The sequence below is a fragment of the Nocardia sp. GCM10030253 genome (assembly GCF_042675075.1).
GTDB lineage: Bacteria > Actinomycetota > Actinomycetes > Mycobacteriales > Mycobacteriaceae > Nocardia.
Genome location: NZ_JBHTDL010000007.1, coordinates 498450 through 512932 on the forward strand (window position 1 = coordinate 498450; position 14483 = coordinate 512932).

Below are 14483 nucleotides of genomic sequence, written 5' to 3' on the forward strand. Positions count from 1 at the left end.
CAGCCCCCGAGCGAAACGCGGCATCGGCACAGCCGATGCCGCGTTCGGCGTTATTTCAAGCCATCTCGGGCACGCGCAGATGAGCGAAGGCCAGGTCGAACTCCATCACGTGGAGCACGTCCGCACCGGCCCGCTGGGCCGCCGTGGTCCTGATCCGGTCCGTCTGTGCGCGGCTGTTGTCCATCGCCTCGCGGCTTTCCCAGACGGTCGAGCCCACCGCTCGGCCGGTTGCCCGGTTGACGAACAGACTGGCGCTGCAGAATCCGTCGATCATCTCGGCCTCCGGCAGCACCCCCATCTTGAAGGTGTCGATCAGCCGGTCGATCTCGCCTGGACTGGTCTGCACCCATGTGCACCGAGTGCACGCGCCATCGCTGGTCGGATGATCGCGGTGCATGACCGCGATTTCCCATTCTTCGACCAACTCGACCTGGCCGCTGAGCGCCTGGGCCAGACCATCACGCAGTGATTGAACCAACTCTCTGCTGGCCTGCATCGCAGCTTCGGATTCCCACGCAGTTGCGGCGATGCAGCGCCCTGATGCCCGGTCAGCCATCAACGACATGCCAACCCAGCCCTCGATCTCGGGCAGATTCGGCATCACTTCATCACGGAGGTGTGCGATCCCGTTGTCGATCGACGACGGCTGGGCCGCAATAGTGCTCGAACGTGCGTACACGGGCCACTCCTACCCTGGTCAGGGCGGCGCCCCGGTGGCGCCACCGGACATACTCACCCTCCTCCACCGTGGGCGTGCGCGCAATGCCTCAAACAATAAGCATGGACGTATCATAAGCAGTCGCTTACGATATCGGCATGGCCAACCTACTTGACACCCCAGGCCTGCTACGGCGAACCTGGCGCCATCACCGCGCATCCGGCGCACCGCTGGCTGACTTCGTACTCACCAGCCGATGGAAGAACGGACCTTCGGTACAGGCCGAAGGCCCTTTCATGATCAGCGTCACCCAATACACACCCAACTACCTCACAGATATCCGCGATATCTGGCGGATGTCGGAAGACCTGGGCGATCAACTGGCACAGATCGACGGCGCCGCAGGGGTGATGACCTACATACAACCAGCCCGCCGACGCCTGGGATCCATCTCGATCTGGGCAGACGATCGGGGGCTGACGAAATTCATAGTCCTGCCCGACCACGTCGACACGATGAACAAATATCGATCCCGCGGCCTTCCCATTCGATCAGCCAAATGGTGGACCGACGAATACCGCATCGGAAGCGCACTGACACGAGGGTTACACCTGCTCGACAGCAACCGACAACGCCGCATCGTCGGACCCCGATCGCAACCCGGCACCGTCTGAACAACACCTGATCTGTCCGAACCGCCGCCACCGGCCGCACTGCCCGAGTCGTCCCGCTTCCGGAATGACTGGTCAGCGTCGGTGGCGGGGTTGTGGTCGCGGGCTGCTACAACTTGTAGCCGATCTGGCGCAGTAGTCGCATACGGTCTGCCTTGTCGTCGGCACTTTCTACGCCCAGTGGCTCGGACCCGTCGACCACTCCGACGATTCCCCGACCCAGCTCGGTCACGGCAATCAGTACATCCACGGAATTCGCTGTGGCACAGAAGATTCCGCAGACTTCCGGGACCTGCTTCACCGCATTGAGCACGTTGACCGGGTATCCCTCGCGTAGGAAGACAATGAACGAGTGTCCCGCTCCTACCGCGACCGCGTTCTTCGTGGCGAGCTCGACCAGATCGTCGTCGTTGCCGGAGTGGCGGACCAGGCGCGGGCCGGATGCCTCGCAGAAGGCCAGCCCGAACCGCAGGTGGGGACCGATCCCGACCAGCGCCTCGTGCAGATCCTCGACGGTCTTGATGAAGTGGGCCTGTCCGATGATGACGTTGAGATCGTCCGGTTTGTCGATGCGCACGGCTGTCAACTCCACAGGAACATACTGCGCCTCACTGATGTGGATGCACCGCAATTCGACACTGATTTGCGCGTGTCGATATCGGTCAACGACCGACGGTAGGCGCCGGGCGAATCCGGACCCGTCATTCGAATCTGCGTGATCGGAACCCATGGCCGTCGGCCGAGGTGGCGCAATGCCTGCTGAGTGACTTGTTTCCCCAGGTCAGAGCCAGTGGCAAGCGGCGGAATAACATCCGCTGAATTGCGCCGGATTCGCAGTGCGATTCGGGCGCCCGCATGCCAACTATCGTCGCTTTCCATGCAGGTCAGCGATAGGAAGGTGGCGGAGGTGGGAGCCGAACCGATACCGGTGCGACGGTTACGTGCCGACCAGGCGCGCCGGGTGGCAGACGTGCTGCGTCATCAAATCCACGCGGGTGCGTTCGACGAGGTGCTGCCGAGTGAGCAGCAGCTGGTGGCGGAGTTCGACGCCTCGCGCAACACGGTGCGCGAGGCATTGGCGTTGCTCAGGGACGAGGGTCTGATCGGTCGAGTGCCCAAGGTCGGCACCCGGGTGACCAACCGCAAGTTCGACCACGGGCTGGATGCGCTGCTGGGGCTGCAGGAGACGCTCAAGGGGCACGGCACAGTGCGCAATGAGGTGCGCGCGGCCATGCACATCACCGCACCACCCGCGGTCGCACGGAAGCTGCGGCTCGAGCCCGGCGAGCGTGTCGTCTACATCGAGCGGCTGCGCTATCTTGCGGATCTGCCGCTGAGCCTGGACCTGACCTATCTCGCGCCGGATATCGGGACCGAGATCCTCGGGCACGACCTGGAGACCAACGACATCTTCGTGCTCATCGAACAGATCAGCGGCGGTCCGCTCGGCTCCGCCGATCTCGCCCTCGAGGCGATCACCGCCGACGCACACACCGCCGCGACGCTCGAGGCTCCTGAGGGCGCGGCGCTGCTGATGCTCGAACGACTGACCCGCCTCGATGACGGACGCCCCGTCGACCTGGAATACATCCGCATGCGCGGGGACCGAATCACCATGCGCGGCAGTCTGATCCGCAGCACTCCCGAATGGAAGGTCATCTGATGGCACTCGCGAATCAGCGCACCGATATCCCGGTCACCATCGACGAGTCGCTGTGCATCCAGGGCTGCACGCTGTGTGTGGAGATCTGCCCACTCGATTCGCTGGCGATCAATCCAGAGAACGGCAAGGCCTTCATGCACGTGGACGAGTGCTGGTACTGCGGCCCGTGTGCGGCTCGCTGCCCCACCGGAGCCGTCACCGTCAATATGCCCTACCTGCTCCGCTGAACCCACTCCTGCGCCGAATCCGGAAGTCTCCATGAAGAAACGCCTCGCTCCCCTCGTCCTCGCACTCGCACTCGCCGCCGCGGGCTGCTCACTGCAAAGCACCGACAACACCCCGGCCGGGACTGTCAAGGTCGTCGTCGGCTACCAGTCCAAGACCATCAACACCGTCACCGCGGGCACCCTGCTGAAGGCCCAGGGATACCTGGAGCAGCGGCTACAGCGGATCACCGATAGCGGCGGTGCCAAGTATCAGGTGGAGTGGCAGGACTACGACACCGGTGCGCCGATCACCGCGCAGATGCTCGCCGAGAAGATCGATATCGGGTCGATGGGCGACTATCCGTTGCTGATCAACGGATCCCGGACCCGAGCCAACGAGCGGGCGAAGACCGCGCTGGTGTCGGTTACCGGATATCACCCCAGGGGCGCACTCAATATGGTTGTGGTGCCGCCGGATTCGGCAGCAACAAGCATCGGAGACCTGGCGGGCCAGAAGATTTCGGCCAGCGTCGGTTCCGCGGGGCACGGTACCTTGGTGCAGGCGCTGTCCCGCGCGGGCGTCGACCCGGCCAAGGGCGTGGAGGTGCTCAACCAGCAGCCACAGATCGGCGCAACCGCGCTGGAATCGCACCAGGTGGGCGCGCTCGCGCAGTTCGTCGCGTGGCCGGGCCTGCTGGTATTCCAGAACAAGGGCAAATTGCTGTACGACGGCGCGGAACTCGGCGTCCCCACCTTCCATGGCGTGGTCGCGCGACGCTCGTACACCGCCGACCATCCCGAGGTCTTGCAGGCGTTCCTCGCCGCACAGCTCGACGCGACCGAGTTCCTGCGGGAGAAGCCTTTCGAGGCCGCCCAGCTCGTCGCCGACGGCTCCGGGCTGCCGCAGGAGGTCGTGTACCTCTACAACGGCCCTGGCGGCACCTCGTTCGATACCACGATCAAGCCCAGCCTGGTCGATGCGCTGAAAGGCGATGTGCAGTACCTGAAGTCGATCGGTGATTTCGCCGAACTCGATATCGACCGCTTCGTCGATCCCGCGCCGCTGCGCAAGGCGTTCGCCGAGACCGGACAGGGCGACTACGACCAGGCCTTGGCCGCCACCGCCAACCCGAGTCGGGTCACCGGCACCGATCCGATCTGCGCTCGTGCCGTGGACAGTTCGACGCAGGCCGGTGAACTGTGGCTCGAAGGCGCCGACCGTCCACAACCGGCCGCCGACCCCACCTGCCTGCTCCGCGCGATCCAAACGGCGAAAGCGCAGGGCAAGGTGATCCGTGCGGCGTACGTCCCGGATACCGAACTGGGCACGAGATGGTTTGCCGACAAGGCGATCTGGCTGCGCGACGGCGATACCTTCCTGCCGTTCACCACTCCGGCTGCCGCACAGCGCTACCGTCAGGCACACTTCTCCGCAGTGCCGGTCGCCTACGAGCAGGCTGTCACGGAGGTCCGCGGATGAGCACGCGATTCCGGTTCCCGCGCGCGTTGCGCCGGACGGAACCGAACGCGAGCGAGGCACGGGGATGAGCACCGCGGCCCTGGTCGGCCCCGCCGTGGCCGATGGCGGTGAAACCGCCAAGGCGCCGAGCAACTCCGTGTGGCGAATCCGCCTGATCCAGGTGGCGTCGGTCGCGGGCGCGATCGGATTGTGGCAACTACTCACCGCCAACAACGTGCGGCTCTGGCTGCGCTTCGACACACTGCCCACCGTCACCGAGATCATCGCCGAGTTCGGCCAGCAGTTCCAGAAGAACCAGTACTACGTGGATATCGCGCAGTCGCTGATCAGGATTCTCACCGGGTTCGGTCTCGCGGCGGTGATCGGCGTCGTCGCAGGCATCGGGCTCGGCCGCTCCGGGCTGTTCGCGGCGGTCTTCGGCCCGCTCACCGAACTGGCGCGGCCGATCCCGGCGATCGCGCTGGTGCCGGTGGCAATCCTGCTGTTCCCCAGTGACGAGTCGGGGATCGTCTTCATTACCTTCACCGCCTCCTTGTTCCCGGTGCTGGTCAGCACCAGGCACGCGGTGCGCGCACTGCCGACCATCTGGGAGGACGCGCTACGCACCCTCGGCGCCTCGCGTACCGATGTCCTTGCGCGCGTTGTCTTTCCGGGCATCCTGCCCGGGGTGTTCAGCGGCCTGTCGGTCGGCATGGGTGTGGCGTGGATCTGCCTCATCTCGGCGGAAATGATCTCGGGGCGGCTGGGCATCGGCTACCGGACGTGGCAGGCCTACACCATCGTCGACTACCCGGCGGTGTTCGTCGGAATGATCACCATCGGAATCCTCGGTTTCGGCACCTCCGGCATCGTCGAACTCGCCGGACGCAGGATCACCCGTTGGCTGCCTCGGGAGGTATCGGAATGACTACCACCACAACATCTTCCGCCACCGCGTCCACAGCCGTCGGCATGCGGTTGGCCCTGGATGGCATTCGGATCGCCTACGGCAGCAAGACCGTGATCGAGCGCCTCGACCTCACCATCACGCCGGGCGAAATCCTGGTCGTGGTCGGCAAATCCGGCTGCGGCAAGTCGACACTGCTGCGCGCCATCGCCGGACTGCGCACGCCGGAGACCGGAGCCGTCCTGGCCGACGGCACGGCCGTGACCGGACCCTCCGCCGACCGTGCCCTGGTGTTCCAGGACGACGCATTGCTGCCATGGCGTACCGCACGGCAGAACATCGAGCTGGCATTGCGGCTACGCAAGGTCTCCCGCGCCGAACGCAAGACAACCGCGCAGCGGTGGATCGAGGAGATCGGTCTCACCGGCTACGCCGACTACCTCCCCCGCGATCTGTCCGGCGGCATGCGCCAACGAGTCCAGCTGGCACGCAGCCTCGCGGGTGAACCGCGCTCGGTACTGATGGACGAACCGTTCGGCGCCCTGGACACCCAGACCCGAACCACCATGCAGCGCTTGCTGATCGACACCTGGCGCGCGCACCCGACCACCATCGTGTTCGTCACCCACGACCTGGACGAGGCGCTGCTGCTCGGCGACCGCATCGCGGTCCTCGGCGGCGGTGCGCTGCGCGCGGTCGTCGAGGTGCCCAATCCACGCGAGGCCGTGGACCGCAGGTCTGTGAAGGCCGAAATCCTGGAGACATTGTGAGCCTTGAAGACACCGTGAATCCCGCGGAGACGCCACGGATTCCGGAACTGTCCGATCGGATCCGGCTGGACTGCGACGTGCTGGTCATCGGCGGCGGCACCGCGGGAACGATGGCCGCGCTGACCGCCGCCGAACAGGGCGCGAACGTGCTGCTGCTCGAGAAGGCGCACGTACGACACTCGGGCGCGCTGGCGATGGGCATGGACGGGGTGAACAACGCGGTCATCCCCGGCAAGGCCGAACCGGAGGACTACGTCGCCGAAATCACCAGGGCCAACGACGGAATCGTCAACCAGCGCACCGTCTATCAGACCGCGACCCGCGGTTTCGCAATGGTGCAACGACTCGAGCGTTACGGCGTGAAATTCGAGAAGGACGAATACGGCGAGTACGCGGTGCGACGCGTGCACCGGTCCGGCTCATATGTGCTGCCGATGCCCGAGGGCAAGGATGTGAAGAAGGCGCTATATCGCGTACTGCGGCAGCGCAAGATGCGCGAAAAGATCCGGATCGAGAATCGGCTGATGCCGGTCCGGGTGCTCACCGAAGGGGGCCGCGCGGTAGGTGCCGCCGCATTGCACACGCGCACCGGTGAATTCGTCGCGGTCGGTGCCAAAGCGGTGATTCTCGCGACCGGCCCGTCGGGCCGATTGGGCCTGCCCGCCTCGGGCTACCTGTACGGCACCTACGAGAACCCGACGAACGCGGGCGACGGCTACTCGATGGCCTACCACGCTGGCGCCGAGCTCAGCGGCATCGAATGCTTCCAGATCAACCCGCTGATCAAGGATTACAACGGTCCCGCGTGCGCCTATGTTGCCAACCCGTTCGGCGGCTATCAGGTGAACGCCGCGGGCGAGCGGTTCGTCGACTCCGACTATTGGTCGGGCCAGATGATGTCCGAGGTGAAGCGCGAGATCGAATCCGCGCGCGGACCCATCTATCTGAAGGTGTCACACCTGCCCGACGAGACCCTTTCCACGCTCGAAGGCATCCTGCACACCACCGAACGCCCCACCCGCGGCACCTTCCACGCCAACCGCGGCCACGACTACCGCACCCACGATATCGAGATGCATATCTCCGAAATCGGTTTGTGCGGTGGACATTCCGCCTCCGGCGTCTGGGTCGACGAGCATGCAAGAACCACGGTCCCAGGCCTGTACGCCGCCGGTGATCTGGCCTGCGTGCCACACAACTACATGATCGGCGCCTTCGTCTTCGGTGATCTGGCAGGCGCGCACGCCGCTGCCACTCTCCCCGAGGTAGCAGCGCCCGCGGAACTCCCCGAATCGCAGCTGGCCGAGGCCCACGAACTGATCTACCGGCCGCTGCGCCAACCGGACGGCCCACCCCAGCCGCAGGTCGAGTACAAACTGCGACGCTTCGTGAACGACTATGTGGCCCCGCCGAAGACGGCGGCGAAGCTCTCCCTCGCGGTCGAGACCTTCGAGCGGATGCGCGGCGAAATCGCCGAGATCGGCGCCCGCTCACCGCATGAGCTGATGCGCGCCGTCGAGGTATCGTTCATCCGCGACTGCGCCGAAATGGCGGCACGCAGCTCGCTCACCCGCACCGAATCGCGCTGGGGCCTCTACCACGAACGGGCCGACCTCCCCGAACGCGACGATAACGAGTGGCGCTACCACCTCAACCTGCGCAAGAACACCGACGGCACAATGGAATTCCTGAAGCGCCCGGTAGCGCCGTACCTTGTTCCGGTCCCCGGTCTCGACGACCTCCCCTCGACCGACCCCACCGTCGTCCCGGTGCGGCAGCCAGAGCTGGTCGGCGGCCGAGCGCCCGCCGAGAGTCCACGCACCGTCCGTGAATCGGTCGAACCGCCGTCGCCCCGGCTCGTCACCCTGCTCGCCTTGGATTCGCCTACGGTGCAGGAACTCTCGACCTATCTGAGCGACGAGGACGCGGGCGTGCGGGTGGCCGCGCTGGCCGTGCTGACGGAGAACACTCCCGACGGTTTCGCCTCGATCCTGGTCGAGGCACTCGACGATGCCGCGGCATCGGTGCGCCGTGCGGCCACCGCGAGCCTGCGTGAACTCGTAGAGGTACTGCCCGCGGCGGACGGACTGGCGGATCGGCTCGATTCGCCCGACCCCGTCGTGCGCGCTACCGTGATCGACCTGCTGCGCGCCCTTCGCTCCGGTTCAGGTCCGCAATTCACTGCGGCACTGTCGGATTCGGATCATCGCGTACGTATCGAGGCAGTCCGGGCGCTGGTGTCGCTGGACGACTGGCGCGGCGTCGCCTCCGCCGCAGCCGACGAGAACCGTGAAGTCCGCATCGCCGTTGCCCACGGCATCGCGGCCATCGCCGACCAAGGCACCGACACCGCGCGGGCGCTGGCCGCCGATCCCGATCCCTTGGTGCGCGCCGCGGCACTGGCGGCATTCGCGAGTCTCGGCATCTCCCACGACGACACCTCGATTCTGTCCGCGGCACTCGGACATTCCGCATGGCAGGTCCGAGTGGGCGCTGCCCGCGGACTGGCGGGCGCCGACCCCGCCACCGCGGTGCCCACGCTCACCGAGGCCCTACTCGACCCGCATCTCGACGTCCGCAAAGCGGCCGTGCTGGCGCTGACGACCTGGCCCGACAACGGATCCGCACACGATGCGCTGAAACAGGCCATCGACGACACCGACGCCGACGTCCGCGCCTACGCCCGTCGCGCGGTCGCACGATAAACAGCGGACGGCGCGGTTTGTTCGTGAACCGCGCCGCCAGGGCCCGGAGGCGCCTTCGCGTTCTCCCCCATCCATTAGCGCGGCTAACGCTTCGTTAAAGGACTCGTCATTGATCTCGGCCTGCGCAGCGACAATCGTGTACAGGTAGGTCCCGCCGCCCGCATCCCTGTGGTTGCCGATGCGGTGGATCGCCTGATCCCGACCCCTGGCAGCGCAGGATTCAGCACACCGCCACCCGGCGAATGTGCCGATCCCGCATGCCGACGATCGACCGAGGAGTCACATTGAGCGGATACTTCGAACCGCTGACCATTGGCAAGCTGGACTTGCCCAATCGCCTGGTGATGGCGCCGATGACCCGCAACCGGGCCTACGGTGGCCTGGTATCGGAGTTGACCGCCGAGTACTACGCGCAGCGGGCCTCCGCTGGGCTGATCATCACGGAGGCCACCCAGGTCAGCGCGATCGGGCAGGGCTATGGACTGACGCCCGGTCTGCATACGGCCGAGCAGGTGGAGGCCTGGCGGGCGGTAACCGACGCCGTGCACGCCGCCGACGGACGGATCTTCGCCCAACTGGTGCACTGCGGCCGGATCGGGCACCCCAGCCTGTACGAGGACGGTGCCCTGCCTGTCGCCCCGTCCGCGATCGCGTCCGGCCAGCAGATGTTCACTCCGGACGGCATGCTGGACCACCCGACGCCCCGCGAAATGACCGTCGAGGACATCGCTCAGACGATCGACGACTTCGTCGCCGCCGCTCGCAATGCCATCGAGGCGGGCTTCGACGGTGTGGAACTGCACGGCGCGAATGGTTTTCTGCTACACCAGTTCCTGGCCGACACCACCAACCGGCGGACCGACGGCTACGGCGGATCCCTCGATGCTCGCATCCGGTTCACGGTCGAGGTCGTGCAGGCGGTCGTTGCCGCCATCGGGCCGGAACGCGTCGGCATCCGGCTCTCGCCCGGCATCACGTTCAACGGCATGGCCGAGAACGACACCGTCGAGCTCTACACCGCGCTGGTAGGCGCGCTGGCGGCGATCCCGCTCGCCTACATCCACGTGTTCGAGATCCTCACCCGCGACATCACCGAGCTCATTCGGGCGCAATGGCCTGGGACACTGATCCTTTGCGCACACCCGACACCGGAGTCCTTCCCGAGTCGTCCGGAAATCGGCGCCGAGGCGCTGAGTGCCGACGTTGCCGATGCCATCGCCATGGCCGAGCCCTGGCTGGCGAATCCTGATCTGCCCGACCGCATTCGCGCGGGCGGCCCGTACAACGTGGCCGACAAGTCCACCTTCTATGCGGGTGACCACCTCGGCTACACCGACTATCCGACACTGAACGCCTGACCCTTCCCACCCGGCCCCGGACCGCCGTCGGCGGTCCGGGTCGCCGCCGCGCGAAAGCATGTGATGCAAGCCCTCGTTCATGATCCCGATGCCCCGCACCAGTTGAGCCTCGGCGCCGCGCCCGACCCGAAACCGCGCGATTCACAAGCGCTGATCGAGGTCGCCGCGATCTCCTTCAACTTCGGCGAGATCGTCTACCGATCGCCGCAGACCCGGCCGGGCTATGTCTCCGGATGGGACGCCGCCGGCGTCGTCGTCCAGGCTGCCGCCGACGGATCGGGACCGGCGGTCGGGACCCGAGTGGTTTCCTTCGGCTGGGGCGGCGCATGGGCCGAACTGCGCGCCGTCGACACCACCGAGCTCGCCGTCGTGCCCGACGGCGTGGATCTCGGTGCGGCCAGCGCACTTCCGGTCGCGGGCGTCACCGCGCTGCAGGCCTGCCGCAGGCTCGGCTCAGTACTCGGCCGCCGCGTGCTGATCACCGGAGCGTCGGGCGGCGTCGGCCGTTTCGCGGTCCAGCTCGCCGCACTGGCCGGCGCGCACGTCATCGCCTCCGTCGGCAGCCCCGCCCGCGGCGAAGGGTTGCGCGAGCTCGGCGCGGACGAAATCGTGCTCGGTCCGACCGCGCTGACCGCTCCGGTGTACGGCGTCATCGACAACGTCGGCGGCAGCCAGCTCGCCGAGGCATTCAACCGCCTCGAAGACGACGGTGTCATCGAGGCCATCGGCAAGGCATCCGGCGAGCCGACCGTCATCGATTTCGAGCAGGCACGCGTCAACAGCGCGCGGGGCAGGCTGGAGAACTTCAACGTCAGCACCCCGTTCGGCAACGATCTCGCGTACCTGCTTCGGCTGCTGGAAACCAGCAGGCTCGACCCACAGATCGGCTGGCGCGGCCCGTGGACGCGCGCGTCCGAAGCCGCTGACGAACTCGTCGCCCGCCGGATCCAGGGCAAAGCAGTGCTCGACGTCACGTCGGCTCGATAGTGCTCGACCCCTTCAGATTTCGAGGAGCACCCGTCGGCTCACTCATTGCACAGGCCACCGACATCGAGCAGGAGCAGGAGCAATGTCCCCTGAACCGTTGCCATTCCCCACGTTCCACTACGGTTGCGATGAGGTAGCCGATGGGATCGAGGGTTTCGTAGAGCGGTACGAAATCGAAACCTTCCTCGTGCTCGCCGAAGAACTCCACTTCGCCCGAGCCGCCGCCCGACTGCGGGTATCCTCCGGTCGGGTCAGCCAGACGGTGCAGAAGCTCGAGCGGCGGATCGGTGCGGCGCTCTTCGACCGGACCAGCCGCCGGGTCGCACTCACCGCGATCGGCGTCCAGTTCGACCGCGAGCTGCGTCCTGGCTACATGCAGGTCCAATCGGCGCTGGAGAGTGCCGTCGAGGCTGCTCGGGGATTCGAGGGCACATTCCGCGTCGGCTATCTCGGCGCCGCGGCGGGAGAGTTCACCCTGCGGGTCGCCCAGGAGTTCCGTACCGAGTACCCCGCCGTCGACGTCTACGTGCACGAGCTCCAGACGCACGAGTCCGTGCACTGCCTGCACGACGGCACCACCGATATGGTCCTCAACACCCAGCCGATCAGCGGACCCGACATCGTCTACGCGCCCTTCCGCGACGCAGGTCCTCTCAACTGGGGTTTCCTCTGGCGTGCCTCGCATGAGACGGCCCGCATCCGCGCGTTCAACGATATCGGCGTGCGCTTGTCCCAGGAGCTCGGCGCCTGATCAGCGCGTTCGCGCCGTGGTCGCGGGATCTCGGTGCCGCAGGGGCAGTTCGACGACATCGTCACCTTCATCACCGGCGATCGAGACCAGGGCCGCGCCCGCGCCGAGCGGCGACTGGCGTCGTCGCGATAGCCCGGTAGTTTTCTAGCGGTGGTCGGCGTCGCCCCGCGCGGCGTCGACCGCAGCGACGAACAGGTGCGCGAGCTCCTCGATATATTCCGCACGCGGCAAATCGATTCCGCCGCTGAGCCATTGCGCCGCTGCGTCCGCCTGGCCGCCGACGATGATGTGCGCGGCGAGCAGTAGGCGTGCGCGCCTGCGACCGAGGAAGGGTCCGTACACGATCTCCGCCTGTTCGGCGGTGTACTCGGCGAACGAGCGGACGGATTCGGCCTTGCGCGGCGCGGCGACCTCATTGCCGATCGCCTCGGTGAACAATCGCGCCTTTCGCTGATCACCGGTGAAGTAGTCGACGAAGACCTCCATCGCGGCACGGGCGCGCAGGAACAGATCCTCGGGTTGGGCTTCGACCGCGCTGCGCGCCAAGGCGAAGAACTCCTCGAACATGGTGTCGAACAACGCGACCAGCAGGTCTTCCCGGCTACTGAACTGCTCGTAGAAGTAGCGCTGGGTCAGCCCGGCCCGCTCACACACCGACGTCATCGTCAGCTTCACGACGCCGTTCGCGCCGACCTCGTCGAAGCCCGCCTCGATGAGGTCGGCCCGGCGTTGCGCCAGCCGATCCTCGGCGCTGACTCCCCGGAAGGGGCGGACAACCGAAGTCATACCGCCATCTTGACACACGGTCATGTCAAGTTCACACTTTAATCAAAGTTGACATAGATCACAGTCAGCTTTCGCCCCTCGCCGTGGAGGAACGATGTCGACCTTCCTGATCAGCCCGCCGACCGCACCGCCGAAAAGCAGCGGCCTGAAATCCATCGCCGGATCCCGCGGCATGCCGATCATCGGGGAAAGCTATGCGATGCTGCACCATCCGGAAGCGTGGGCACGCGAACGCTACACGCGCTATGGTCCGGTGTCGTGGACGACGGGCTTCGGCCGACAGGTCGTCATCCTACTCGGACCGGACGCCTGGGATATACCGATGGCCAACCGGGACAAGGCTTTCGGCAGCGGACCGGCATGGGACTATCTGATCGGGCCGTTCTTTCGGCGCGGCATCATGCTGCTCGACTTCGAGGAGCACCTGCATCACAAGCGGATCATGATGCAAGCCTTCACCCGCTCCCGCTTGACGGGCTATCTCGACGCCATGAACCCCATCATCGAGCAGGGGCTGGCAGGCTGGACGGCGTCGGGCGCGTTCTGCGGCTATCCGGCCATCAAGCAGGTCACCCTCGACATTGCGACACGAACCTTCATGGGGGGCGCACTCGGCGACGAATCCGACAGTGTGAACCAGGCTTTCATCGACTGCGTGCGTGGTGGCACCGCCTATCTTCGCTTCCCGGTGCCCGGAATGCGGTGGTCACGCGGGTTGCACGGCCGCAAGGTGCTCGAGCAGATGCTGCGAAAGCAGTTACCCGCCAAGCGCGCCGGCAATGGCGACGATCTATTCAGCGCACTATGTCACGCGCGGACCGACGACGGGCAGAGCTTCACCGACGACGATGTGGTCAACCATATGATCTTCCTGCTGATGGCCGCGCACGACACGACAACCATCACCATGTCCACGATGATGTACTACCTCGCCAAATACCCGGAATGGCAGCAACGCTGCCGCGCCGAAAGCGCGGCGCTGGGCACCGATGTGCTCGATTACAACGGCCAGGAACAGCTGACCTCACTCGACCTCGTGATGAAGGAATCGCTGCGCCTGCTCGCTCCCCTACCGAGTATCCCGCGCGCCTCCGTTGCCGACACCGAAGTGCTCGGCCACTTCATTCCCGCGGGCACCTTTGTCACGATGATGCCGCAGTTCACCCATCACATGCACGAATACTGGCCCGAGCCAGAACTTTTCGACCCTGAGCGATTCTCCGAGGAACGCCGCGAAGACAAGATTCACAAGCACGCCTGGGTTCCCTTCGGCGCGGGCGCCCACAAGTGCATCGGCCAATATTTCGGCGGCATGCAGGTCAAGGCATTCATGCATCAACTGCTGCAAAAGTTCGAATGGACCGTCGCGCCGGACTACGAATTGCGGTGGGACAGGACATCTCTGCCTCGCCCCAAGGACGGGCTTCGTATTCAGCTGCGGCGACGCTGACTCCGATTACGCACAGCGGAACCGGAATTCGGCGACCGGTGCCGACGACCACCTGAATGTCAGCGGCGCTTCACCAGCTGGCAGTCGCGCACTCCAACAAGACGCCAGGCAG

General features: G+C 65.9%; 14 protein-coding genes. 11 read left to right on the forward strand and 3 right to left on the reverse strand.

Translation table 11 applies throughout. The features are described 5' to 3' along the window. Positions 1 to 55: 55 nt before the first annotated feature. Positions 56 to 679 carry a hypothetical protein gene (locus ACFQZZ_RS18305; protein WP_378681713.1) on the reverse strand — a complete coding sequence of 208 codons (624 nt, stop codon included), beginning with the start codon at positions 677 to 679 and terminating at the stop codon, positions 56 to 58. A 137-nt stretch (positions 680 to 816) separates the two neighbouring features. On the opposite strand from ACFQZZ_RS18305, the gene ACFQZZ_RS18310 reads away from it, so the two are divergent. Next, positions 817 to 1332, forward strand: a complete 516-nt coding sequence (locus tag ACFQZZ_RS18310) for a hypothetical protein (protein ID WP_378681716.1) — start codon at positions 817 to 819, stop codon at positions 1330 to 1332. Positions 1333 to 1438: 106 nt separating this feature from the next. Here ACFQZZ_RS18310 and ACFQZZ_RS18315 read toward each other — a convergent pair whose 3' ends face one another. Beyond that, positions 1439 to 1921 carry an adenosine-specific kinase gene (locus tag ACFQZZ_RS18315; protein ID WP_378681719.1) on the reverse strand — a complete coding sequence of 161 codons (483 nt, stop codon included), beginning with the start codon at positions 1919 to 1921 and terminating at the stop codon, positions 1439 to 1441. 285 nt (positions 1922 to 2206) lie between these two features. Here ACFQZZ_RS18315 and ACFQZZ_RS18320 point away from each other — a divergent pair, with 285 nt between their 5' ends. From ACFQZZ_RS18320 to ACFQZZ_RS18360, 9 genes are all read left to right on the forward strand, one after another. Further along, positions 2207 to 2992, forward strand: coding sequence for a GntR family transcriptional regulator (locus ACFQZZ_RS18320; RefSeq protein WP_378681722.1), 786 nt, complete (start codon positions 2207 to 2209; stop codon positions 2990 to 2992). Then, a complete protein-coding gene (locus ACFQZZ_RS18325) occupies positions 2992 to 3219 on the forward strand; it encodes a ferredoxin family protein (RefSeq protein ID WP_040689749.1) in 228 nt (75 codons plus the stop codon). The genes ACFQZZ_RS18320 and ACFQZZ_RS18325 overlap by 1 nt, the downstream gene beginning before the upstream one ends. Before the next feature lie 31 nt (positions 3220 to 3250). After that, positions 3251 to 4678, forward strand: coding sequence for an ABC transporter substrate-binding protein (locus tag ACFQZZ_RS18330; RefSeq protein WP_378681726.1), 1428 nt, complete (start codon positions 3251 to 3253; stop codon positions 4676 to 4678). Between the two features lie 64 nt (positions 4679 to 4742). Further along, positions 4743 to 5585 (forward strand): ABC transporter permease, encoded by an 843-nt coding sequence (locus ACFQZZ_RS18335; protein ID WP_378681729.1) that lies wholly within the window; start codon positions 4743 to 4745, stop codon positions 5583 to 5585. Further along, entirely contained in the window at positions 5582 to 6334 is a 753-nt protein-coding gene (locus tag ACFQZZ_RS18340) for an ABC transporter ATP-binding protein (RefSeq protein WP_378681732.1), read from the forward strand. Before ACFQZZ_RS18335 ends, ACFQZZ_RS18340 begins: the two co-directional genes overlap by 4 nt. Further along, a complete protein-coding gene (locus tag ACFQZZ_RS18345; RefSeq protein WP_378681735.1) occupies positions 6331 to 9039 on the forward strand; it encodes a fumarate reductase/succinate dehydrogenase flavoprotein subunit in 2709 nt (902 codons plus the stop codon). The genes ACFQZZ_RS18340 and ACFQZZ_RS18345 overlap by 4 nt, the downstream gene beginning before the upstream one ends. Positions 9040 to 9323: 284 nt before the next feature. After that, the gene (locus ACFQZZ_RS18350; protein WP_378681738.1) at positions 9324 to 10397 is read left to right on the forward strand and encodes an alkene reductase; all 1074 of its coding nucleotides are present in this window, start codon (positions 9324 to 9326) and stop codon (positions 10395 to 10397) included. 63 nt (positions 10398 to 10460) lie between these two features. Next, positions 10461 to 11384: a zinc-binding dehydrogenase gene (locus ACFQZZ_RS18355; RefSeq protein ID WP_378681741.1), complete on the forward strand. Its 924-nt coding sequence runs from the start codon at positions 10461 to 10463 to the stop codon at positions 11382 to 11384. An 82-nt stretch (positions 11385 to 11466) separates the two neighbouring features. Then, a complete protein-coding gene (locus tag ACFQZZ_RS18360) occupies positions 11467 to 12135 on the forward strand; it encodes a LysR family transcriptional regulator (RefSeq protein ID WP_378681744.1) in 669 nt (222 codons plus the stop codon). Between the two features lie 144 nt (positions 12136 to 12279). On the opposite strand, the gene ACFQZZ_RS18365 is transcribed toward ACFQZZ_RS18360, so the two are convergent. After that, positions 12280 to 12921: a TetR/AcrR family transcriptional regulator gene (locus ACFQZZ_RS18365; protein WP_378681747.1), complete on the reverse strand. Its 642-nt coding sequence runs from the start codon at positions 12919 to 12921 to the stop codon at positions 12280 to 12282. A 94-nt stretch (positions 12922 to 13015) separates the two neighbouring features. On the opposite strand from ACFQZZ_RS18365, the gene ACFQZZ_RS18370 reads away from it, so the two are divergent. Continuing rightward, positions 13016 to 14371 (forward strand): cytochrome P450, encoded by a 1356-nt coding sequence (locus ACFQZZ_RS18370; protein WP_378681749.1) that lies wholly within the window; start codon positions 13016 to 13018, stop codon positions 14369 to 14371. The last annotated feature ends 112 nt before the right edge of the window (positions 14372 to 14483 follow it).

Excerpts from the sequence above, each read along its gene's own strand:
- ACFQZZ_RS18310 (WP_378681716.1), top strand. The coding sequence starts at position 817 with ATGGCCAACCTACTTGACACCCCAGGCCTGCTACGGCGAACCTGGCGC.
- ACFQZZ_RS18320 (WP_378681722.1), top strand. The coding sequence starts at position 2,207 with ATGCAGGTCAGCGATAGGAAGGTGGCGGAGGTGGGAGCCGAACCGATA.
- ACFQZZ_RS18325 (WP_040689749.1), top strand. The coding sequence starts at position 2,992 with ATGGCACTCGCGAATCAGCGCACCGATATCCCGGTCACCATCGACGAG.
- ACFQZZ_RS18330 (WP_378681726.1), top strand. The coding sequence starts at position 3,251 with ATGAAGAAACGCCTCGCTCCCCTCGTCCTCGCACTCGCACTCGCCGCC.
- ACFQZZ_RS18335 (WP_378681729.1), top strand. The coding sequence starts at position 4,743 with ATGAGCACCGCGGCCCTGGTCGGCCCCGCCGTGGCCGATGGCGGTGAA.
- ACFQZZ_RS18340 (WP_378681732.1), top strand. The coding sequence starts at position 5,582 with ATGACTACCACCACAACATCTTCCGCCACCGCGTCCACAGCCGTCGGC.
- ACFQZZ_RS18355 (WP_378681741.1), top strand. The coding sequence starts at position 10,461 with ATGCAAGCCCTCGTTCATGATCCCGATGCCCCGCACCAGTTGAGCCTC.
- ACFQZZ_RS18360 (WP_378681744.1), top strand. The coding sequence starts at position 11,467 with ATGTCCCCTGAACCGTTGCCATTCCCCACGTTCCACTACGGTTGCGAT.
- ACFQZZ_RS18365 (WP_378681747.1), bottom strand. The coding sequence starts at position 12,921 with ATGACTTCGGTTGTCCGCCCCTTCCGGGGAGTCAGCGCCGAGGATCGG.
- ACFQZZ_RS18370 (WP_378681749.1), top strand. The coding sequence starts at position 13,016 with ATGTCGACCTTCCTGATCAGCCCGCCGACCGCACCGCCGAAAAGCAGC.